This is a genomic window from Vibrio taketomensis, from assembly GCF_009938165.1.
In the GTDB taxonomy this organism is placed as follows: Bacteria; Pseudomonadota; Gammaproteobacteria; order Enterobacterales; family Vibrionaceae; genus Vibrio; species Vibrio taketomensis.
This window is the reverse complement of sequence record NZ_AP019650.1, coordinates 147,601-171,351: the sequence shown is the minus strand read 5'-3', so window position 1 is coordinate 171,351 and position 23,751 is coordinate 147,601. Positions and strand designations below refer to the sequence as shown.

General features: G+C 44.8%; 19 protein-coding genes. 13 read left to right on the top strand and 6 right to left on the bottom strand.

The genetic code is table 11. The features are described from left to right. The first annotated feature begins 90 nt into the window (after window positions 1-90). The 7 genes from Vt282_RS14530 (at window position 91) to Vt282_RS14500 (ending at window position 8,160) form a co-directional block, all read left to right on the top strand. Window positions 91-1,590, top strand: a complete 1,500-nt coding sequence (locus Vt282_RS14530; protein WP_162063842.1) for a tetratricopeptide repeat protein — start codon at window positions 91-93, stop codon at window positions 1,588-1,590. Next, a complete protein-coding gene (locus Vt282_RS14525; RefSeq protein WP_162047784.1) occupies window positions 1,590-3,170 on the top strand; it encodes a GGDEF domain-containing protein in 1,581 nt (526 codons plus the stop codon). Before Vt282_RS14530 ends, Vt282_RS14525 begins: the two co-directional genes overlap by 1 nt. Before the next feature lie 97 nt (window positions 3,171-3,267). Beyond that, entirely contained in the window at window positions 3,268-3,663 is a 396-nt protein-coding gene (locus Vt282_RS14520; protein ID WP_162063841.1) for a DUF3302 domain-containing protein, read from the top strand. Window position 3,664: 1 nt separating this feature from the next. Next, entirely contained in the window at window positions 3,665-4,795 is a 1,131-nt protein-coding gene (locus Vt282_RS14515; RefSeq protein WP_162063840.1) for an HlyD family secretion protein, read from the top strand. 279 nt (window positions 4,796-5,074) lie between these two features. Then, window positions 5,075-5,623: an ECF-type riboflavin transporter substrate-binding protein gene (locus tag Vt282_RS14510; protein WP_162063839.1), complete on the top strand. Its 549-nt coding sequence runs from the start codon at window positions 5,075-5,077 to the stop codon at window positions 5,621-5,623. 6 nt (window positions 5,624-5,629) lie between these two features. Further along, on the top strand, window positions 5,630-7,324 hold the full coding sequence (locus Vt282_RS14505) for an ABC transporter ATP-binding protein (RefSeq protein WP_162063838.1): 1,695 nt from the start codon (window positions 5,630-5,632) through the stop codon (window positions 7,322-7,324). Beyond that, window positions 7,321-8,160, top strand: a complete 840-nt coding sequence (locus Vt282_RS14500) for an energy-coupling factor transporter transmembrane component T family protein (protein WP_162063837.1) — start codon at window positions 7,321-7,323, stop codon at window positions 8,158-8,160. Before Vt282_RS14505 ends, Vt282_RS14500 begins: the two co-directional genes overlap by 4 nt. 99 nt (window positions 8,161-8,259) lie before the next feature. Here the strand turns inward: Vt282_RS14500 and Vt282_RS14495 are convergent, their stop codons facing one another. Next, window positions 8,260-9,438, bottom strand: coding sequence for an MFS transporter (locus tag Vt282_RS14495; RefSeq protein WP_162063836.1), 1,179 nt, complete (start codon window positions 9,436-9,438; stop codon window positions 8,260-8,262). Window positions 9,439-9,591: 153 nt separating this feature from the next. Between Vt282_RS14495 and Vt282_RS14490 the strand changes: the two genes are divergently transcribed. Next, on the top strand, window positions 9,592-10,083 hold the full coding sequence (locus tag Vt282_RS14490; protein ID WP_162063835.1) for a GNAT family N-acetyltransferase: 492 nt from the start codon (window positions 9,592-9,594) through the stop codon (window positions 10,081-10,083). A gap of 35 nt (window positions 10,084-10,118) precedes the next feature. Here Vt282_RS14490 and Vt282_RS14485 read toward each other — a convergent pair whose 3' ends face one another. Then, complete coding sequence (locus tag Vt282_RS14485; RefSeq protein ID WP_162047776.1) at window positions 10,119-10,397, bottom strand: GNAT family N-acetyltransferase; 279 nt, start codon at window positions 10,395-10,397, stop codon at window positions 10,119-10,121. A 159-nt stretch (window positions 10,398-10,556) separates the two neighbouring features. Here Vt282_RS14485 and Vt282_RS14480 point away from each other — a divergent pair, with 159 nt between their 5' ends. The 4 genes from Vt282_RS14480 (at window position 10,557) to Vt282_RS14465 (ending at window position 15,263) form a co-directional block, all read left to right on the top strand. Then, the gene (locus Vt282_RS14480; RefSeq protein ID WP_162047775.1) at window positions 10,557-11,297 is read left to right on the top strand and encodes a PilZ domain-containing protein; all 741 of its coding nucleotides are present in this window, start codon (window positions 10,557-10,559) and stop codon (window positions 11,295-11,297) included. A 135-nt stretch (window positions 11,298-11,432) separates the two neighbouring features. Further along, window positions 11,433-12,350, top strand: coding sequence for a polyprenyl-phosphate transporter (locus Vt282_RS14475; RefSeq protein ID WP_162047774.1), 918 nt, complete (start codon window positions 11,433-11,435; stop codon window positions 12,348-12,350). Window positions 12,351-12,590: 240 nt separating this feature from the next. After that, window positions 12,591-14,444: an ABC transporter ATP-binding protein gene (locus Vt282_RS14470; RefSeq protein ID WP_162047773.1), complete on the top strand. Its 1,854-nt coding sequence runs from the start codon at window positions 12,591-12,593 to the stop codon at window positions 14,442-14,444. Between the two features lie 114 nt (window positions 14,445-14,558). Next, the gene (locus Vt282_RS14465; protein WP_162063834.1) at window positions 14,559-15,263 is read left to right on the top strand and encodes a DUF445 domain-containing protein; all 705 of its coding nucleotides are present in this window, start codon (window positions 14,559-14,561) and stop codon (window positions 15,261-15,263) included. Between the two features lie 471 nt (window positions 15,264-15,734). On the opposite strand, the gene putP is transcribed toward Vt282_RS14465, so the two are convergent. The 4 genes from putP to Vt282_RS14445 form a co-directional block, all read right to left on the bottom strand. After that, window positions 15,735-17,225: a sodium/proline symporter PutP gene (putP, locus tag Vt282_RS14460; protein WP_162063833.1), complete on the bottom strand. Its 1,491-nt coding sequence runs from the start codon at window positions 17,223-17,225 to the stop codon at window positions 15,735-15,737. Window positions 17,226-17,317: 92 nt separating this feature from the next. Then, window positions 17,318-18,010: a 1-pyrroline-5-carboxylate dehydrogenase gene (locus tag Vt282_RS14455; protein ID WP_162063832.1), complete on the bottom strand. Its 693-nt coding sequence runs from the start codon at window positions 18,008-18,010 to the stop codon at window positions 17,318-17,320. Window positions 18,011-18,012: 2 nt separating this feature from the next. Further along, window positions 18,013-21,144, bottom strand: a complete 3,132-nt coding sequence (putA, locus tag Vt282_RS14450; RefSeq protein ID WP_162063831.1) for a bifunctional proline dehydrogenase/L-glutamate gamma-semialdehyde dehydrogenase PutA — start codon at window positions 21,142-21,144, stop codon at window positions 18,013-18,015. A gap of 156 nt (window positions 21,145-21,300) precedes the next feature. Continuing rightward, on the bottom strand, window positions 21,301-22,134 hold the full coding sequence (locus Vt282_RS14445; RefSeq protein WP_162063830.1) for a helix-turn-helix domain-containing protein: 834 nt from the start codon (window positions 22,132-22,134) through the stop codon (window positions 21,301-21,303). Window positions 22,135-22,545: 411 nt separating this feature from the next. On the opposite strand from Vt282_RS14445, the gene Vt282_RS14440 reads away from it, so the two are divergent. Further along, a complete protein-coding gene (locus Vt282_RS14440; protein ID WP_162047767.1) occupies window positions 22,546-23,646 on the top strand; it encodes a PEGA domain-containing protein in 1,101 nt (366 codons plus the stop codon). Window positions 23,647-23,751 lie beyond the last annotated feature (105 nt).

Genomic DNA, 23,751 nt, shown 5'->3' with positions numbered 1-23,751 from the left:
TGGCACACTAAAGTGCACTTTTTTTATAATACGAACGTATTAATCGTCGATTGTGCCTATCGCCGGGTGATGTAGTGAAGGATTACTTAATTGGATAAAAACCAGCAACTGCTCTTCCAAGAGCTTGAGCAGCTAAAACCGCGCATCAAGTCAGACCCACAAGCGGTTCTCGACGCGGCTGAGCTGTGCATGGTGAAAGCCAACCAGATCCTTTTCCCAGAAGGCGTTATCCACAGCCTTATCGTTATTTCTCGCTGCCATTGGTCTCTGATGGATTTTCGCAAGGGCTTAAAACACATCCGTGATGCCTATAGCCGACTGATCCAAATCGACAATGATGATGCTTTGCCTGAAATCCTTCACATCACAGCTCTTCAACTTTGGGGGCAAGCAAAATTTTATTCTGCCCAGCAATATTGGATTCGCGCATTAGAGCAATCGGCGCTGGTCGAAGATACTCACATTCAAATTGAAGCCTTAATCGGCCTTGGTAATGTTTGGCGTGTGTTCGGTGAATACGAGTTAGCAAAATCAACGCATGAACTCGCGGTAAAAGTAGCCAACAGCCTACGTATTGACTGGCTGGAAGGCAAATCACGAATTCTGCTCGCTTGGGATCTCCAACTGTTAGGCCATCACGTTGAAATGCTGTCGATACTCGATGGTGCTGAAGAAGTGCTGCAAGATCACAATGATGCAACCTGGCAAGCTGAGATTTGGGATTTTCGTGGTCTAGCCATGCTTGGACTTGAGCGACTCGAAGATGCCGACATCGCCACGCAAAAAGCCCAACAACTGGTTGAACAGCATGACTTAATATGGATGCGTGCGCATTCTTACTTGAGCCGAGCACGGCTGGAAGCAATGCGAGATAACCCAACCAAAGCAACAGAATTACTTCAGGTGGCAGAAGCTGCGGCCATTAGCTTTGAAGATGGGGAATTACTCTCTCAAATTCTCTTCCAACTCTCACGAGTGGCAGAACAAAGAGGTGATTTCAAAGCGGCACTCGACGCGTTTAAACGCTATCGAGAAAACTCAGTCGGTATGTTGCGCGAACAAACTTTCCGCGAGGGGAACGATAAGGCTCGCGCTTCCAAGCGTTTACTGGAAAAGCGCGCATTCAAATTAATAAACCGTATTCGCACACAATACGAATACGACCCCAATAAACACATGAGCCAAGTCGTGTCCGAAAACTATTGGTGGGAAAAACTAGTATTGTTCAAAACGCAGCTAAAACAAACCCACTATTCAGTAATCACCATTTTCCAACCGAAAGGCGAGAACCTCGACATTTGCCTTGAAGTTGCGCACACCTTGTGCAACGACGACGATCTTTTGTCTCGAATCAGTACTGAACGCATCGGTTTTTTAGTGTCAGAGACAGAAGAGAAAGCGCAACAACTCTACGATATTCTACGCAAAATGATGGCTATCTACCCTTGGCAACGTCGCGGCGAATCAAACAAAACCCCGATTGTAGAATTACACAATATCCTCGCATTTCCTTTTACGCTTGAACAACTAGAAGAAGAGTCATTATTTGACGAGGATTTGCTTCAATTCCAAGTTGAGGTACAAGCATAATGGAAGTGTTTCTAAACAAAATTTCTGATGCCGGACTTGATGCCTCTTCCGTTTCCGGAGAGGAAGCGTTGGTGTTTTGGAATCATGTCCAACAGCATATTGCTTCGAATCCGATTGAAAAGGCGCAATCTCTGGTTTTTAGTGCCGAGTTTCGTACCTCATTAAACCAACATCAAGAAGCGATCGACGAGCTACGTAAAGCGCTTTCACTACTTTCTCTACCAGAAGACGCAAAATTTATTCTCGAAATCAAAGGCTATCTCGCTGATTGGTTAGTTGATTATGGCGACTTTACCACCGCGCTAGAAGAGTACATCTCATGCTCAACCATTGCGGTCGAAACTAGCCAAATTGATGCCTACGTGAGGGCGATTATTGGTATGGCTAACTTGTGTGACGCCTACGGTGACCACACTCGAGCACTGCGTTACTACCAAAAAATTGATAGCATTGATCATGCGATCAGCAGTCGCTCGTTGCGTCTTCGCTACAAGCTTTACAAACTTTGCTGTTTGATTGATTCAAAACGAATGAAAGCCGCACAAGAATTAATCAAAGAATGTGAAGAGCTCAGTATTCTAGTCAGTGACAAAGTGCTCACGGGGCAAATCTTGCTTTATCAAGCGATTTTACATCGTCAAGCGGGTGAGCTTGAGGCAGCGATCAAGTGCTTAGGCCACGTAAAATATTCATCGGGTAATATCAATACCAACTGGCTTTCCAATATGATTCGTATGGAGCTTGGCAGTTGCTTGACGGATCTAGGTAAAGTACACCTCGCGAATTGGGTATTTGAAAGTGTGCACCAACGTGTTGAGCGCACCGCCTCACCCATTCTCAATTTGCGCCTTTGTAATGCCTTAGCCAATGTTTGTGAAAGACAGCAAAAATATCAAGAGGCACTGCGTTATCAGCAAAACGCGTTTCGCATTGAAAATGATCTAATGAAGAAAATCCCGATTTCTGAATTGGGTGCCGGTCAATTACGCCGTTTGTCTCGCTTTGAGCTTCAACTCAAATTGATTCTGTCTGAAATTGAAAACCGTGAACTGAAAGAAACCACGGAAAACCAGAAGCATGCCGTGGCTCAGTTACAACAAGACGTGTTTACCGATCCGTTAACCAATCTACATAACCGTCGTTGGTTGGATGGCAAACTGAAAGAGTTACTGCTGCATGAGACGCCATTTACGCTACTGGTCATCGATATCGACCACTTCAAGTCAATCAATGATGAGCTCAGCCACCTCGTAGGGGATAAAGCCATTGTTAACGTGTCGACGGAACTCTCTAAGTATTTCCGCTTCAGAGGCGCGTCATGTGTCCGTTTTGGTGGAGAAGAGTTCTTGGTCATTTTGGAGCGAGCGAATATCCAACAAGCTGAATTACATGCTGAAACTTACCGACAACGAATCTATGATTTTGATTGGCAAGAGATCCTAGGAGAGCGCGGTCTAACCATAAGCATTGGTATTACCGTTCATCGTGAAGGTGAAAACACGCAGCGAACTTTCTATCGAGCAGATAAAGCGCTCTATCGTGCAAAAGCCAATGGCCGCAATCAAGTGTGCTGCGAATAGATAATGCAACAAAAAGAAACAAACGACGAGTATTTTAATTTATTTTTAACAACTTAAACATATAATTACGAGAAATCATATTTACAAGGACGGTAAAATGTTTCTCGATTATTTTGCGTTAGGTTTGCTGATATTCGTCGTTTTAGTTCTCTTTTATGGCGTGATAGCCATTCATGATATCCCTTACGAAATAGCCAAAAGCCGCGAACACCCTCACCAAGATGCCATTCACTATGCCGGTTGGGTAAGTCTATTCACCCTCCACGTATTGTGGCCATTCCTTTGGATCTGGGCAACATTGTGGCGAAAAGAACGTGGATGGGGATTCCACCGTTTAGAAGAAGAGCAACACGACCTTCACCACCGTTTGGAACAACTCATCGATCAAGTCAATGTATTACAGACTCAAGTCGATAAGTTGAGCGCACCAAACTTGCCTGAGGCACAAACGAAAGCCACTCCGTCATCTGACGCACAAGAGAAGGAGCAATGATATGGATTTATTGTTAATTCTCACTTACGCCGCACTTTGCATTACCATCTTTAAAGTATTCAATATTCCTTTAAACAAATGGACCGTTCCGACGGCAGTTTTAGGTGGTGTTGTTCTCGTAGGTACATTAATCCTGCTGATGAACTACAACCACCCTTATACGCAAATAGGCAATCAAGTATTTTCAACCACCCCCATTGTTTCTGGCGTGCGTGGTCGAGTCATCGAAGTGCCCGTTGAAGCCAACCAACCGCTAAAAAAAGGGGATGTGCTGTTTCGCATTGACCCAGTCCCTTATCAAGCGGAAGTCGATAAGCTAACCGCACAAGTCAAAGAAGCCAGCCAAGGTGCACTTGGTCTTGAAGCTAATTTACAACAAGCAGAAGCACAATTGGCCAAAGCGGTTGCTGAGCGAGACAAAGCTCAACGTGAATTTGCCCGTTACCAGCGTGGTTACGATAAAGGCGCATTCACGGCTCAACAATTAGACACAAGAAGACAAGCCTACAAAGCAGCGGAAGCGACGGTTGATGTTGCCAACACCAATATTGAGCAAGCTCAGATAGCTTTGGACTCTGAAATTGGCGGACAAAATACCACGGTAGCCCGTTTGCTTGCTGACTTGCGCAAAGCGGAATTCGATTTAGAGCAAACGACTGTGTATGCACCGACTGACGGTTTTGCAACTCAGCTCGCGCTGCGCCCAGGCGTAATGGCCGTTCCATTGCCGCTAGCACCTGTGATGACTTACGTGCATACGGAAGATCGCGTTTACACGGCAGCATTTCGTCAAAACTCGCTATTGCGTCTCGAGTCAGGATTTGAAGCAGAGTTTATTTTCCGCGCCTTACCGGGCACAGTGTTCCAAGGGGAAGTTATTGACGTTATCCCTGCGATTGGTGAAAGTCAATTTCAAGCCAGAGGTGCCCTAATTGGCACGGATGCACTACGTACCAACGGACGTGTATTAGTAACACTAAAGTTAACCGATGATATCAAGCAATACGGGTTACCTTTGGGCACCGCCGTAGAAGTTGCGGTTTACTCAGACAGCTTTACTCACGTATCAATAATGCGCAAGGTATTGATTCGAATGAAAAGTTGGCAAAACTACCTCTATCTAGATCATTAACCGATGAACAGTGGTGCTCAACGTGATTTGGGCACCACTCATTTCTATCTTCACTCCCCGATAAGTCACGTTCTCTTCTACACTTATCCATACGATAAATAGCTGCAAAAACAGACAAAAACTGTTGTGAAATTTATCAGTTTAGACGTCTAGATAGTTAGCTTTCCTTGATGCCATTTGTTATGTATAATCCGCCGCCTAAATGTGACCTGAGTCGCATAAATCTTTGGCTAAGCGGCCTTATATAAGGCTTTTATATTTTCCGACCATGGGTTTCCTATGAATCTTTCCGCTAAAACTGTTGTCATTATCGCGATTGGCGCTGCGCTATATGGCATCGGTGGATTACCAATGTTTGGTATTCCCGTATTTGCTAATACAACGCTTAAACCTGCTATGGCAATTCTGGCACTATTTTCCGTGCTTTTTGGCCCACTGGTTGGCTTTTTGGTGGGATTTATCGGTCACTGGGTCACGGACTTATTCGCTGGATGGGGTATTTGGCTGAACTGGGTGCTTGGCTCCGGTATTGTTGGCTTAGTGATCGGTTTTTATCCTATTTTGACCAGAGACAATCTGCGTAATGGTATTTTCACCACGCGAGATTACGTCTTGTTTGTCACCTTAGCCTTTATTGGCCACGTGATTGGTTACGGTAGTTCTGCATTTCTCGATACCATCCTATACGCAGAACCCTTCCTGAAAGTATTCACTCAGCTCACTATTATCGCGGCCGGTAACACGCTGCTGATTGCCGCTGTTGGCTATAAAATTCTTAAAAAAGTCGCACAACGTAATGCGATGAACCGCAATTTAACTGAGGCTTAATCGTTAATGAGCATTGAATTCTCAAATTTCTCTTTTCGTTACGATGCATTAAAAAATCCGACCCTAAAGAACATCAATTTAAAAATCGCCAAGGGTGAAAAAGTACTAATTATCGGCCCAAGTGGCAGTGGTAAATCAACGTTAGGTCAATGTCTAAACGGTCTGATCCCACACTCATTTAACGGTGACATAACTGGCACACTGACGATTGGTGGCAAAGTCATTAGTGAGTTAGATCTGCACGGCTATACCGAACAAGTTGGCACTGTTTTGCAAGACACAGATAGCCAATTTGTCGGTCTTAGTGTGGGCGAAGACATCGCATTCGCGCTCGAAAACCAATTAGTCTCAAATATCGATATGTACCCGTTGGTTAAAGCAACGGCAAAAATGGTCGAACTTGAAGAACTGCTGGATCATGCTCCGCATGATTTGTCTGGCGGTCAAAAGCAACGTGTCTCTCTAGCCGGTATTCTTGTTGATGACGTTGATATTCTGCTGTTTGATGAACCGTTAGCTGCACTCGATCCAAAGACCGGACGTAAGACTATTGAGATTATCGATGATCTTCATCGCCGCACAAAAAAAACCATCGTGATTATTGAGCATCGTCTTGAAGATGTATTGCACCGCTCTATTGACCGTATCATTTTGATGGAAAGCGGTGAAATCATCGCGGATATGACGCCTGATGAGATGCTTGCTTCACCACTATTAACAAAGCACGGCATTCGAGAACCGCTCTATCTTTCAGCGTTAAAAGCGGCTAACTGTTCTATTTCTGCCGAGATGAAACCTTCGTCTTTGGCGACTCTGCCAGTGACAGAATATCAACCTGCGTTTCAATCTTGGAGGACTCCATCAAACATGATTGAAGACAACAACCCGTCAACGCCTTTACTGCAACTACGCAGCCTTACCTACTCTTATGACGGTGAGCGTAACGCCCTTGAGGATGTTTCTTTTGACGTTCAACAGGGGGAATTTGTCTCTATTCTCGGAAAGAACGGATCAGGCAAGTCAACAATTTCAAAATTGATTATGGGCGTGCTTGAACCCGATGCTGGCAGCATTACCTTTGATGGCCAAGAACTGACGGAGCTTAATATCTTCGAACGTAGCCAGAAGATCGGGGTTGTGATGCAAAACCCAAATCATATGATCTCGCACCATATGATTTTTGATGAAGTCGCTTTTGGCCTGCGTAATCAGGGCCTAGATGAAGCGCAAATAAAAATTAAAGTTGAGCGCACGCTTGAACTATGTGGCCTAAATAAATACCGCCACTGGCCAATCAGCGCATTAAGCTACGGTCAGAAGAAACGTGTGACGATTGCTGCGATTCTCGTACTTGAGCCTAAGTTACTGATCTTGGATGAACCAACCGCAGGTCAAGATTACCGTAATTACACCTCAATGTTGGCGTTCATTAACAAGTTGAATCGAGAGTTAGGTATTACCGTGATGATCATCTCGCATGATATGCACCTAGTTCTTGAGTATACCACTCGCTCTATCGTGATAGCGGATAGCAAGTTGATTGCTGACCAACCGATGACAGCCGTGTTCAGTCAACCAGCATTACTGGACCAAGCTAACTTAACCACCACCAGCCTTTACGATCTGGCTGACAAACTGCAAATTGAGGACAAAAACCAATTTATGCAAACGTTCATTGCTCTAGAGAAACCTGCCGCATGAGTAGTTCAAAAATGAAGTTTGGTATTAACTATGTGGATACCAAATCACCACTGCATAAATTAAACGGTATTACCAAATTTGCCTTCTTTATGGCATGGGTTACCGTGGTTTTGACCACGTTTGATATTCGTATCATTCTTGCAATGATTGCATTGGGATTAGCCCTGTTGAAGATGACCAAAGTGCCATTTTCATCATACAAGCCGTTGTTAATCGGCACAGTTGGCGTCCTGATGACTAACGCAGTCTTTATGTTTATGCTGTCACCGCAGCAAGGCAGTGAATATATGGGTAGTAATACCGTGCTGTTAGCGCTACCAGGGCCATATTCGATTACACAAGAAACCTTATTTTATCTGGTTGCAGTTAGCTTAAAGTACTTCAGTATGTTGCCTGCGGCCTTAGTGTTTGTGTTTACCACACATCCAACAGAATTCGCAGCAAGTTTAAATCGTATTGGTGTGCCTTATAAGATTGCTTATGCCGTTAGCCTCACCTTGCGCTATTTGCCAGATGTTAAGCAAGATTTCGTCAATATTATGCATGCTCAACAAGCACGCGGGCTTGATTTGTCAAAGAATGCACCCTTGTATACTCGCTTGCAAAATGTGGCAAAAATCTTAGGCCCTCTGATTTTCTCTAGCCTCGATCGAGCTGATGAAATTGCCAATGCGATGACACTGCGTGGCTTTGGTCGTAATAACGGCCGAACATGGTATAACCAACGCCCGCTTACGCGTCAAGACGCGCTCACGCTGGTCGTGATTGCCTTGGTCGTGGCCGCTGCGATTGGTAAAAAAGTTACGGATACACAGCTATTTTGGTATCCGTTCTAAAATAAGCTAAGCGATTTCAACGACATAAAAAATCCGAGTTTAATAACTCGGATTTTTCATTTGCCAACAATATTCGCAATATTGCCAGTCACAGCCTCACTAACGCCAGCTCAGTACGCGCACCTCATTACCTTCTGCTGGTTTTGCCGGTATATTCAATGACAATAGTAGCGACACAGCTGCCATTGCCGCGCCAATAAAGAATACCGCAGATGGTGATACGAGCCAGATAAAGCCAAAGGTCACAGGGATCACGACAGCTGCAATATGGTTAATCGTAAATGAGACACCCGCTGTCGAAGCCATGTCCGCCGGATCGGCTATTTTCTGCAAGTAGGTTTTGATCGCCAATGCCAAGGCAAAGAATAGATGATCAATGATGTAAAGCGCCGCCGCCCATTCGGCGGTTTGCACAAACGCATAACCAACGAATACACCAATCAAACCAATATACTCAAATGCGAGCGCTTTGCGCTCCCCTACCTGCCCAATAAAGCGCCCGATTTTTTTAGCAAAAAGAAAGTTAAAACCGTAGTTAGCTAAAAACAGGAGCGTAATATCTGAGGCCGAATAACCAAAACGTTCCACCATCAGAAAACCCGCAAACACGGTAAAAATCTGACGGCGAGCACCACTCATAAACGTGAGTGCGTAGTAAAGCCAGTAGCGCTTACGTAACACGAGCTTTTTGTTTTGCGTTACGCTGGCTTCAAAGTTAGGAAAGCTCATAGCAATCCACACTGTAAGCACAAAACCGACACCACCAAACAGAGCATAAATCCACTTAAACTCTAACTGGAACACTTCTAAACACACCCACAATGCCCCATAGGTGAGAAGCGATGCTAATGCACCAACAGATACATATTTGCCTAATGCCTCAGGCGCTTCCTCTTTCGTCAGCCACTGTAGTGCAAGTGATTGCTTTAACGTTTCAAAATAGTGGAAACCCGTCGACATCAATAATGTGGTCAGTAACAGCCCAACGACCGACGGAAAAAAGCCCGTAATCGCAGTACCCAGTGTCAACATCGCCAATGACAGCAACATGAATTTTTGCTCACGAATAAACAACAGCACAAAAATCACCGTAAATGCTAAGAATCCGGGGATCTCTCGCACGCTTTGAAGTAAGCCAATATCGGCGCCATCAAAGTTCGCTTTTTCAATCACGAAGTTATTGAGCAACGCCATCCAACTAGAAAAAGCGATCGGCACAATAATCGATATAAAGAGCAGGTAGTTATGTGGGGTTTTCCACCCAGAAGAGTTATTCATCAAAAGTTCCTTAAACTGTACCTCTTCAGGTTACTGACTGATGCTGCCTAACTCAATCTAATTTACTTTTTATACAGACTCGATAAGCCGCGCTTCCACGTTTAATTTCAGTGTGTTATATCATTACTATTCAGGATGAATCGGGAGTAAATAATGGAGATTACCGTTCGACCGACACTAGTATCGGATGCAAAACAATTAGCGGAATTGTATGCGCAGCCGAAAGCCTATACGGGCACACTACAACTGCCAAAACCCAGTGAAGCCATGTGGCGCAAGCGACTTGAAAATATGCCTGATAACATTTTCAGCTTTGTCGCTGAAGTCGATGGCAAAGTAGTGGGCAATATTGGTTTTGAACAGGCCCAATCACCGAGACTTCGCCACTGCGGTGAATTTGGAATTGGTGTACACGATGATTACCATCAAATGGGTATCGCAAGTAAACTGATTGAGACCGTGCTCGATCTCGCTGACAATTGGCTACAAATAAAGCGGATTCAAATTGAGGTAAATACCGATAACCAAGCGGCCATCGCCTGCTATAGGAAGTTCGGATTCCGCATCGAGGGCGAGGCAGAATGCTCTGTGTTTCGCAATGGCGAGTATGTTAATACCTACTACATGGCGCGCATCAACAAATAATGTTTAGCGCAGCGGCAGTAACGCTGCGCTACAGTTTACATCGCGAGTAGGTGCTGCCATTGAGGATTTCGCTCAAAATACGCCACAACAAAACTGCACTCAGGTATCACTTTCACGCCCATTCGCTCAATTTCGGGTAATACCTTTTCCATCATTAACTTACCGTAACCTTTACCCTGTAATTCATTCGGTACTTTGGTCGAAGTAATAACAAATACATTATCTTGTTGCTCAAATTTCACTATCGCGCTGTAATCACCTTCAAGTGCGACACGAAATTGCTTCAATTCTTGGTCAAATGTCACTTTATGCATAAAATTCACTAACATATCAGCAATAGATTCAGACATATAGTAATTGAGATTTGAACTATTCGCCAAGCCTCTCTAAAATTGCCCCATATTCCCTTTGGCTCAAAAGAAAAATCTGCGAGCCAACAATTACAAAATATAAACCGGGATAATGGTGGCTAAATGACAACCCATAACGGGACAACCACGAGCACGTCAGCTCAACCAACGTCTTATGAAAACAGGACATCAATGATCATTACTGGCAATGATGGGCTATCAATGCTGGATCATGGTCGTGAATTGAATATCGGTATTATCACGCCAGTTGGCACTAGCTTTCGTGCTCGAAGCCATTTAATTGGTACACACTCTAGCCATATGATTTTGGTTGAGCTTCCTAAAGTCAGTGACGACAAGCTACAAGCATTCTTCCAAGAAGGCTTCTGGGCAACCATTCGCGCGATCTCACCGCGCGGTGAAGGCGCTATTCTTACTTTTCGTAGTCAAATATTGCATGTCATTCGTGCGCCAATCGCCATGATTGCGATGTCTATTCCCCAAACTATGCAATCTGCCGCATTACGTAATGAACCTCGCTACGAAGTGAACCTAATGGCAAAAGTGCACAGCACTAACCATAGAATTGATTGTGAAATTCGCGATCTCTCTAAGAGCGGTTGCCTGTATATTACGCCGGCACTAACCAGACCATTTACCGTCGGTGAGCATGTCCAACTGCGCATTAATACCAAAGCCAATAAAGACCAAGAATTTCAAGCCCTAACTGGCCGAATCTGTAACGTCAATCAAAGCTCACAGAAACGTCGTTACGGCGTCAAATTTGATGAAGATGGTAAAAAAGTGGCGAAATCGCTACTTGACCACTTAAAATTCGATGGCACTAAATTGTCGCTGCAATAATCCCGAGGGTTATGTTGTTTGACCAACATCGAAGCGTAATCAGTCTCAAAAACAAAGCAGGTTGCCAGAGTGTGTCGATATTTTTTCACACTAACAAAGGTATACTCAACCGACTCTAACTCGTTGTATAAGCAAATGAATTATATAAGTACTTTTTTTAAAGGCATCGCAATGGGCGCTGCTGATGTGGTGCCTGGTGTTTCCGGCGGCACCATTGCATTTATTACTGGCATTTACGATACGCTACTAGAAAGCATTCGACGCATTAACCCAAGTCTGTTCTCTGTCTGGAAGCAAGGCGGTATTAAAGCGGCATTCAACCATATCAATGGTGGATTTCTCATCGCATTATTTGCGGGGGTATTTACCAGCATTGCAACTCTCGCCAAATTAATTTCATGGTTGTTGGTTACTCACCCAATTCCTATTTGGTCTTTCTTCTTTGGTCTGATTTTGGTGTCAGTGTTCCATATCCTTAAACAAGTTGACCAAAAAACTATTAGTCGCTGGGTATTCTTATTACTCGGTGTGGCGTTTGCTTACGCGATCACTGTTTTAAAACCGCTCCATATGGAACCAACTTACATTAATGTGGTGATTGCTGGTGCCATTGCTATCTGCGCCATGATTCTTCCAGGTATTTCTGGCAGTTTCATTCTGCTTCTAATTGGCATGTATACCCCTGTACTTGGGGCGGTGAAGTCGTTTGACATCACCATTATCGCGTTATTCTTGACGGGTTGTGTTATCGGTATTCTAAGTTTTTCACACGTTCTTTCGTGGCTACTTAAACGCTTTAGAGATACGACTTTAATGTTCCTGACTGGCTTAATGATTGGCACGCTACCAAAAATCTGGCCATGGAAAGAAACCGTTTCATGGCGTACCAACTCACATGGTGAGCAAGTTCCGCTAGTACAACACAACTTAACACCATTTGAGTTTGAGCATATCTTTAATCAGCCTTCGCAACTCGGCATCGCGATTGTGATGATGTGTGCGGCAATCCTACTGGTACTTGGACTAGAAAAATACGCAGAACGTACACACTAACTGTGACAAGGCCAGCATCGCTGGCCTTTTTATTAACTCTAAAATCCCCACCAATTAGTCAGTTACATTTTGGCGAGCAAAAGGTTAACATAGCTAACTAATTCTCGCTCAGCATGCCAATCTTCGACTCGGCGATGTTAACATTGCCTACTTCTATTGATTCCTTGCTAAGTTTAATTTTTACCATGCGCTGTTTCTCTGCATCTTTGCGTTAACCTTTGACTGCGCCTAGGACTTTCTATGTTTAAGAAATTTGAGAGTTTTACTCAAGCTTTTCCCGAGCAAGAGCCTCAGCAACCACCTCAAGGTATCTTTGCCTTCTGTCGGTATTACACCCGTGGTTTCGAAATCCCACTCATTGCCATGTCGATTATGGCGACGATTGTCGCGATCGTTGAAGTTGCGCTATTTGGCGCCTTGGGCGACCTCGTTGATTGGCTATCCAACAGTAATCCTGAGACCTTTTTGCAAGACAACCAGTCTGAACTGATCTTTTACGGGGTACTGATCCTGGTTGTGATGCCAATTTTGGTGTCACTCTACTCGCTAATTACGCATCAAATGTTGCTTGGTAACTACCCGATGTCGATCCGCTGGTTGGCACACCGTTATCTGCTACGCCAGAGCATTAACTTCTATCAAGATGACTTTGCGGGTCGTGTGGCGACAAAAGTGATGCAAACTGCACTGGCCGTGCGTGAAACTGTCATGAAAACGATGGATGTATTTGTTTACGTTACCGTCTACTTCACCAGTATTATCGTGCTGCTTGCCCAAGCAGACTGGCGCTTAATGATCCCGATGTTGGCATGGTTAGCCGCCTACGTTGCAATTCAAATTTACTTTGTACCAAAGCTGAAAGACGTGGCGACAGAGCAAGCGGATGCGCGTTCACTGATGACAGGGCGTATTGTTGATAGCTATACCAACATCTCCACTGTAAAACTGTTCTCGCACAGCCAACGTGAAACCGAATACGCAGAAGAAGGTATGCAGGGCTTTTTACAAACCGTGTATCGCCAAATGCGTTTGGTCACCGGTTTTGATATTGCGGTTGAAATTACCAACTACCTATTAGTTTTCGCTATCTCAGCACTGTCCATCTACCTATGGATGGGCAATATGATTTCGGTTGGCGCAATCGCTGTGGCAGTCGGTCTTGCGCTGCGTATTAATGGCATGTCGAAATGGATCATGTGGGAAGTCGGTGCGCTATTTGAAAACATGGGTACGGTCGTCGATGGGATGAAAACGCTATCCAAACCAATCGATATTCAAGACAAACCAAATGCACTACCGCTTACCGTCAATCAAGGCGGCATTGAGTTTGATAACGTCAGTTTCCACTACGGTGACAAAGAAAAAGGCGTGATCAGTAACTTAAATCTACATATCAAGCCGGGTGAAAAAGTCGGTTTAGTTGGCCGTTCGGGCGCAGGTAAATCAACGCTGGTTAACTTGCTATTGCGTTTCCACGATGTCGAAGAAGGTCAAATCAAAATTGATGGTCAGGTGATCTCTGAAGTCACTCAAGAATCGCTACGCAGCAATATTGGCATGGTGACGCAAGATACCTCATTACTGCACCGCTCTATCCGTGAAAACATTCTTTACGGCAAACCAGATGCGAGTGAAGAAGAACTGTTACGAGCCACCAAGCAAGCCCATGCTCATGAATTTATCGAAACGTTAAGCGATCCATTTGGAAACGTCGGTTACGATGCTCAAGTTGGTGAAAGAGGTGTGAAACTCTCTGGTGGTCAACGTCAACGTGTAGCTATATCACGAGTACTACTCAAAGATGCTCCGCTGTTGGTTCTCGATGAAGCAACTTCAGCACTTGACTCAGAAGTTGAAGCGGCCATTCAAGAAAGCTTGTATGAGCTAATGGAAGGTAAAACCGTTATCGCTATCGCCCACCGCTTATCAACCATTGCCGCTATGGATCGCCTCATTGTGCTCGACCATGGGCAAGTTGTTGAACAAGGTAGCCATCAAGAGTTGATTGCAAACCAAGGTATCTACGCCCAACTTTGGGCGCATCAAACCGGTGGCTTCCTAGGCGCTGAAGAGCAAGAGCAGCAAAGCGCTTAACTCACTTTATCCTACCGTAATCGATACCCTATCAAGCCCCCTGTAAAAGGGGGCTTTTTGCATGACAACAGGTTGGGTATACTTGCGCGCATTGTTTTTTATCGACGACTACTTATGAACAAAAGTCTACTCACGAATATTGTGGCGCTTGCATTACTGGCTGGCGGCCATGCATCTAACAACGAACTGGCATACTACGCAGGCTTGTTCGCCTTCTCTGGAGCGATCACTAACTGGTTAGCGATTCATATGCTGTTTGAGAAAGTACCGGGTTTATACGGTTCAGGTGTTATTCCAGCACGCTTTGAAGAATTCAAGCGCGCGATCAAACAACTGATGATGGAACAGTTCTTTAATGACACCAATATCGACAAGTTCCTAAGTAAAGAGATGAGCAGCGGTAAAACGCTCAACCTTGAGCCAGTGATTGCCAACGTCGATTTCAACCCAACGTTTGATTCACTCGTTGAAGTGATTGCTAACTCACCGTTTGGTGGCATGTTGGCAATGTTTGGTGGCACCGAGGCACTACAACCGCTAAAACAACCATTTGTTGAAAAGATGCAGCAATCGGTGATTGAAATCAGCCAAAGTGACAACGTCAAACAAGCGTTGAAAGAGCAACTTGAAGCGCCAGCGATGATGGATGAAATCAAAGTCAATATCGAAAATATCATCGATCAACGTTTAAACGAACTGACTCCGCAGCTAGTGAAAGAGATGGTGCAAACCATGATCAAAGAACACCTTGGCTGGCTAGTGGTTTGGGGCGGTGTATTTGGTGGTGTGATTGGGGTCATTTCTGCACTTATTAGTTAAGTAACAAAACCCTACCTAACAACGTAAAAGCGAGCCATCATGGCTCGCTTTTTGTTCATCTAGATTAAAACTACGCGGCTTTAATATTGGATATTGCAGTTGGTGCTGGAATGGATTGATGATTACAGCCACGGCAATAATATTGTTTTTCCATTTTAACGTAATGGTCACCTTGAAGAACTGTGGCAAAAAAACTCACAAATGAACGCACCAGAGATACCTTTTCGCTATCGCAGCGCTTTAATAAAACTTTGTGGGCTGTCGTTTTATGGCAGCAGTCGCAGTACATTTGTGGCATCTCTTTCTCCTCGCGTGTTCAGGTGTCCATTCAGTGGACACATTTATAAACTTGAAGTTCCCTAATATGAAGTTTTTGTCTAAAAAATGTGACACAGCATAAAATTGAATGCGCCAATACAACTCAGCCCTCCTAAGAGGGCTGAGTTAGCTCGCAAAAATTAAAACTATCAATTAGTCGAGTTCTACTAGTTTCTTTTCGAAATCTTTGTGTAGCTGTTGTACTTCTTGGTTTGGTCCGCCAGTAACCATACTCACAACAACAATCGCGATGGTTGAGAAGATAATTCCCGGGACGATTTCATACATATCAAACCAACCGCCAGTCAATTGCTTCCATACCACAATGGTTACACCGCCCACGATAATACCCGCTAACGCACCATTACGGTTCATGCCCGCCCAATAAAGGCTCAGAACCATTGCAGGGCCAAATGCGGCACCGAATCCTGCCCATGCGTAAGAAACAAGACCAAGTACTGAACTATCAGGAGACATTGCAAGGAATAGCGCAATCAAAGAAATCACGATCACCGCGATACGACCTACCATTACAATCTCATCTGAGCTTGCATCTTTTTTGAAGACTTGTTTATAAAAATCTTCTGCCAGTGCAGATGAAGAGACCAACAGTTGTGAATCAGCGGTACTCATGATTGCCGCCAAAATGGCAGCGAGTAAAATACCTGCGACCACTGGATGGAACATAGCGTTAACTAAGATCATGAAGATTTTTTCGCCATCATCAAGTGACACGCTGCCCGTATTGTGAACGTAAATCAAACCAACAACGCCCACCATCAGCGCACCAAGCATCGATAGACCAGTCCAAACCACGGCAATACGACGCGCAGTTGTCAGATCTTTATTGCTACGTGTCGCTTTAAAGCGCGCTAGGATATGTGGCTGACCAAAATAGCCCAAGCCCCAAGCAACTAACGAGATAATCGCGATTGCAGAAAGAGGTTGGCCTTCTGCATTATTAAATAACGTGAGTAGTTGCGGGTTAATAGCTTCTAACTGATCAACAACATCACCGAAACCGCCCTGCATCGTTGCAATCGGCACAATCATCAGTGCCGCAGCCATCAACAATCCTTGAACCAAATCAGTCCAAGATACAGCAAGGAAACCACCAAAAAGCGTGTAAGATACAACACATAAGGTGCCGATAATCACTGCGGTTGAATACTCCAAACCAAATACAGTTTCAAACAACTTACCACCAGCAACCAGACCTGAACTGGTATAGAAAAGGAAAAACAGCAAAATAAAGAACGCTGAAATGGTTTGAATTAGGTTTGAATTATCCTTAAAGCGACGCGAGAAGTACTCTGGAATCGTCAACGATTCTGTCGTGATACTATATGTACGTAGGCGTTTAGCGCTAACTAACCAGTTTGCCCATGTCCCAACTAATAAGCCACCTGCAATCCAGATCGCTTCGATGCCTGCAGCATACGCATAACCTGGAAGGCCTAAAAGTAGCCAGCCACTCATGTCTGATGCTCCCGCAGAAAGCGCCGCAGGCCAAGGCCCTAGTGTTCTACCGCCTAGAAAGTAGTCGGTCGAGTTTTTCGTTCGCAAATAAGCAAAGACGCCAATCGCCAACATGACCAGTAAGTAAACGATAAACGTGGTTGTAATAGCAAAGCTATTTTCCATTTGATTTTCCTCTTAGTAAAAACGCCATTTTCGCGGGTTCTCCTCCGTGGCCCCTTAGAAAATGGTTGAGTGTGCGCGCTAGCCTGAAGCCGCTATTTACCCGCGTCCAAAGCCCCTAATAGCGTCGCATTACCACCCACTGCTGTTATATTTATTGTTCTGGTTCGCTCAGTAATGAACTGTAGCGAGAGATGAGGATCGTGCACCGATGTCAAATGAGTTAAATCTGTCTCAGAGACGAATCTAACAATGCTACCCGTGCGCGATGCTAATACTTGATTAAGCTTACGCTCCCCTACTTGTGTGCCAACAAAACCCACCACTCGTACATCCGACTCCAGCAACTGTTGTGAAGCTTCTAAAGATGTAAAATGAAGGACATTGGTTGGCAAAGATGATTGCTGATAAGCAGCGTCAAGTTGCTGAGTAAACTCAACATCATCGCTACACATCACCACACTATTTCCAGCGACTAATGCCGCAACACATTGCGCTAAAGCCGCGAGTCGCGCAGCTTCGCTGTTATTTTCGACCACCAGTAAACTCACGCCGCGACCTGAGGTATACAGCTCGTTGCTTTCACCGGTTGGACCTACTAACTCGTGCGTTAAAGACAACAAATTTGCCGCCTGTTCGATGTGAAAACCAATCACCGCGGAATATTGAGATTCGCTCATCGCATTTTTCAGCGACAGTAAACCGTCAATTTTTGAGTCAAAGTCAGTCAGATTCCAGTTTTCCCAAGCAGAATAGGCGTTAGAAAAACTCACTACTTGATGGGCCATGATCACGCCTCCCCTGCTTGTACGAAAACACTACGAGTGAAACTAAACAGATAATGCGGGCCACCCGCTTTTGGTCCGGTACCGGAAAGCCCCTGACCACCAAATGGTTGAACACCTACGACCGCACCAACTTGGTCGCGATTGATGTAGCTATTCCCCACTCGAGCATGCTTTTCTATCCAGCGATATGTCGTCTCATTGCGGCTATGAATACCCAGAGTTAATCCGTAACCAGTTTGATTAATCTGCGCGACCACCTGTGGTAAATCCGACGCGTGATAGCGCACGATATGTAAAATCGGACCAAACTGCTCTTCATTCAGCGCGCGAATGTCATCAATTTCAAATGCACATGGCGCCACAAAATCACCGTGTGCACATTCATCACTAAAGGTTAACTGCGCCACAGTTTTGTATTGGCTGGCCATTCGCTCAATATGTTGCTCTAGCTTGTGTTTAGCTTGCGCATCAATGACTGGGCCAACATCCGTAGAATGTAGATAGGGCATGCCGACAGACAGCTCTTCCATTGCACCATGAATCAGACGAATAATCCGATCTGCGATATCCTCTTGTACATATAGGACTCGCAATGCGCTGCAACGCTGTCCCGCAGAGGCAAAAGCCGAACGAATAACATCGCGTACGACTTGTTCAGGGAGCGCGGTACTGTCAACGATCATCGCGTTTTGACCACCAGTTTCCGCGATCAGCGGCACCGGGTTTGTATCGCGTTTGGCTAATGAGCGGTTAATATGCTGAGCGGTTGGTGTTGAACCTGTAAATGCAACCCCAGCAATGGCAGTATTTGCGGTTAGTGCCGCGCCTACTTCAGCCCCGCCGATAACGAGCTGAATTACGCCACTTGGGAAGCCTGCTTCAAGCATTAACTCGACCGCTCGCGTCGCAATCAAACTGGTTTGTGCCGCCGGTTTTGCAACGACAGTATTACCAGCGACTAGCGCTGCAGTCACTTGGCCAAGAAAAATCGCAAGCGGGAAATTCCATGGGCTGATGCAAACAAAAACGCCGCGCGCTTGGCGCTGCATGGTTCGCTCTTTGCCATCAAAGCCGGTTAACGTCAGCGCAGCTAGCGCTGCTTCTTGTTTGGCATAAAAACGGCAAAAATCGACCGCTTCACGCACTTCATCAATCGCATCGTGAATGGTTTTGCCTGCTTCTTTATGACATAACGCCACCAATTCCGCGAGATTGTCTTCAAGCAGATTCGCTAACGCTTCTAATGGCTTGGCACGCTCACTAAACGAACGCTGACTCCAGAGGTCAAAAGACTGAGCTGCGACATCGAGGGCTGCGGAAACATGATCAAGCAGTGCATCAACCGAAGTACCTACGACGATACGGCGGTCATAAGGCGCAGTCACCGTATATACTTCGCCGCTTTCCTTGATCATGCTTTCGTAATTTGACTCACCATTAATAACGCTGGCAGCACGCCATTGATGCTCCATCCATTTGCTAATCTGCGCTTCAAACGGCTGAGCTTCGCTTGCAATATCAATATTAATACCAAGAGAATTGCGACGCTCAGTAAAGATATCTAGAGGCAACGGAATCGCAGCATTACTCATTTGAGCATAGCTGCCGAGTTCATCCACAGGGTGAGAGGTCAAACTCTCTATCGGACAACGAGCGTCAACCAAGCGATGAACAAAAGAGCTATTGGCACCGTTTTCCAATAAACGACGCACTAAATAAGGTAAGAGATCTTTGTGGCTGCCCACCGGCGCATAAATTCGCACTGGCTGCTTATAAGTCGCCATGACATGGTCATAGAGCGCTTCGCCCATCCCATGCAGACGTTGAAATTCAAAATCTCGATGCGTTGCCATTTGGGCAATCGCGGTCACCGTTTGTGCATTATGGCTAGCAAATTGCGGGTAAATATGACCACGCACACCATCACTTAAAAGGAAGCGAGCGCATGCTAGGTAAGCCACATCCGTCGATTCTTTGCGCGTATAAACTGGGTAATTACGATAGCCCGCTTGCTGCGACCATTTGATCTCACTGTCCCAATAAGCTCCTTTCACTAAACGCAAAGGGATCACATCACCTTGTAATTGTGCGAGGCGATTCAACCAGAGTAACACCGGTAGTGCACGCTTAGAGTAAGCCTGAATTACGAGCCCAAACTTGCCCCATCCTTTAACTGCTGAGTGTCCAAATAACTTAGCGAATAACTTTAGTGACAGTTCTAGACGATCCGCTTCTTCTGCATCAATGGTGATGGCAACATCTAGCTCTCTGGCTCGAATTAACAGTTGCAGTAAAGTGTCATGTAACTCCGTCATCACACGGGATTGGTTCGCCACTTCATAACGCGGATGTAAAGCAGAAAGTTTGATCGACACCGACGGCGCTTGCCCGGTTGGATTGACGGCTAAGTCACGCCCCACCGCTTCAATCGCCATTAGGTAGTCTTTAAAATATTTGTTCGCATCCGCCGCGGTTAGCGCCGCTTCACCCAACATATCGTAGGAATAAGTAAAACCGTTGCTACGTTTCGCGTGACCATTTTTCTGCGCTTCTTCTATCGTGCGGCCCAAAACAAATTGATGCCCCATGATTTTCATCGCTTGATGCATCGCGCTACGAATCACAGGTTCAGACAGCTTGTTCACCAAACGATTGATTGCTTGGCTTGGACTCGGCGTTGTCGTTGATTCCAGACCGACCACCTTGCCTGTGATCATCAATCCCCAGGTTGACGCGTTAACAAATACCGAATCAGAATTTTTAAGGTGAGATTGCCAATCCGCCGCCGAAAGTTTATCGCGAATAAGTGCATCCGCTGTTTGTGTATCCGGTATGCGCATTAAGGCTTCAGCCAAGCACATCAATAAAATGCCTTCTTGAGTATCCAAGCTGTACTCAAGCAATAAAGCATCGATCATCTGAACGGATTTTTTGTCCGCGCGAATGGCGGCAATCAGTTTTGAGGTTTCCAGCGCGATTTGCGCTTTCTCTTGCTCAGTTGGCGTGGCTAATGGCAGAAGCTCAGCCAACCATTGGGATTCGTCCACCATATAGAGTGGCGAGATTAACGCCCACAATTTATCAAGCGGCTGCTCAATAAATTCCGCGTTCAACACATCTGTTGCTGTAAACATACGTATTCCTCAATCTCACATCCGCCTGTCCGATAGGCAGAATTACTGCAATGGCGAGCAGTGTATTGTGAGGCCGAAGCGAATACTTGTCAAAAACTCCGAATAATTTGCTTAAAACTTCGATATTTAACAAAACATAAACATGATCACATCACTTTAAGTAATATTTATAAGCATATAAACTCGATATTTTAACCAATTCTTTTCTTTATATTGTGATGGCGACACGCCCTGCAAACGCGTAAACGCGTGAGCAAAAGTGCTTTGACCCGAAAAGCCTGTCAGTTCAGCTACCTGTCCGAGCGTAAGGCTTTGCTGCTCAATTAACTCTTTCGCTTTATCAATCCGTTTATTCAATACATATTGATGCGGAGTCACCCCCAATTGATCTTTGAATAAGCTGTGGAATTGGCTTTCGCCCAAAAATACGCTGCCCGCTAACTGAGCGACCGAGATTTTTTTTGTTAAATGCTGATCGATGTAGCGATCAATCTCATCAAGATCAAAACGCGAGTCTTTGCGACTCACCTGCATTGCAGAGATATGGCGTTGCAACAAAGCCACCACCGTATCATTACAAGCACGACTTAACAGCAAATCATCAGGGCTGGACTGCATTTCATTAACCAGCAATTGAATCAAACGTTGAATTTTGGCATCCAGTTGAAAATACACCTGCGATGGACTGAGCTCGTTTAATTTTTGCAGAACTAAAGGCTCTGTTTGACTTGGCTGTGGCATGTTTAATACCAAAATGTCCGATTGACCAACCACGCCACCAAACGCATGGCCGACCCCAGAACTCACTACACACCCTTGTCCTGGTCCAACCAAGTTGCCACAACCATCGACTTCAAACTCAGCTTGTCCTTTTAAGCCGATAACAATCTGAGTGTACTGATGAGCATGACAATCCATATAAGATGGTAACGTCACTAATTCAGCGGGTTTGGGTAATAAGATGTTTATAGGGGTATTACTATCGCTCATATATGAACACTACAGGCAGGGTTGACCACATCGATATTACCGCACTTGGTCTCATTTCTCGACCGTTATCCAATGTGAGGTGATTAACACAGCTTCAAGAAGCGCCACAATGTACGACTTCAATCAAGCAAATTTATTGTCGGAAGAATGATCAAGCACACATAAATTACGGTGCATGTCACTTCTATCACAGCTAAGTATTGATTAGTTGAAATCTTTTCTTGCTTATTTCCGTGAACTGCACAAAATATTGATAGCACTTTAGGTTTATTTTTATAAAGCTATGATAATCTATGAGTTGTAAGTGCCAAAGGATATGCAAGACAACCATTGTGCGACAGTGAATCAAAGGACTGTCACCTAAATGTCTTAAATATTTAAGAATTAAAACGTAATTGTTGTAGAGACTTTATGATCACACGTCGCATCCCAGCGCTTTTGCTCGCGCTTAGCCCATTTTGGCTATCGACCTCGGTAGCTGCAGAAGAAGCTTCCGCTGATCCTGTTGCTGTCATCGATGAAAAATTGAGCAATAAACAAACAGAATTAGACACCTTGACTGCGGAATACGATTCTGAAGCTCAACGTTTCCAGCAACTGCAAAATGAGAATGCAAAGCTAAAACGTGATGAGCAAGAGTTAAACGCAAAACGAAACCGCGCTAAATCTGCTCTAGATAAACAATTCAGCCGTTTACTGGATGACCCTGAAATTGACTTGGTAAGCTTCCAAAAGGAATACCAAGATTCATGGGCAGCAGTGAAACAGAATCAAACTGTTATGCTTGAGAACCAACAACTGACCACTGAAAGTGAAGTTCGTTTGTCTCAAATCAAGCAGAAACAAGCACGTCTAAGCTCTGAGTACTCATACCTTGAAGAACAACGAGTACAAGCGCGTGTAAAACGTTTGATGGCTGAACTGAGTGAAAGTGATGTTTTGCAAACCAGTTACAAAACAACCTGCTCTGCAACCATGACGCTAGGTGAATGTACCAGCCAAGGCCAACAACTGGCAAAACAGAAAGCTGTGAAAACATTTAAAGCAGCTCTAATGGATGGTCTAACTGAAACCACATTGGCAAAACAAAATGCACACGGCGTACAGCTCAATGTTCACGTTCAAGAGAGCCAAATCATTAACGCTGGTTTTGAAGGTAGCAACAGCTACTTTGCTGAACTACAAGCGCAGCTGCAAGCAAAACCTGAAGCAACTGCTGCGTGTAAGCTACTCAACGTATCTACGCGTTACTGTTTAAAAGGTGAAGCTTTTGCCCAAGAGCAGAAAAAAGGCAAAGATTGGGTGAGCATGACCGTTCGTTCAGATCAATATAACGACAACGTTGTGATCAACGGCATCAAATACGGCAGCACACCAGTAGAAATCCTTGTCCCACGCGGCCAACATAAAGTGACTGTAACCAAAGATGGTTATCAGACATACAACCGTGAAGTGTACATTAGTGACAATGACACGGTATGGGTAAAACTGCGCGCTAGCGAACAAAGCTAAGCTCTTGTGCTCGTTAGAATATAACGAGCCAATTCACAAAGATGAACGAAAACGCCATTTTGCTTCTAAGTTAAGTAAACATAACTTAAGACAAAATGGCGTTTT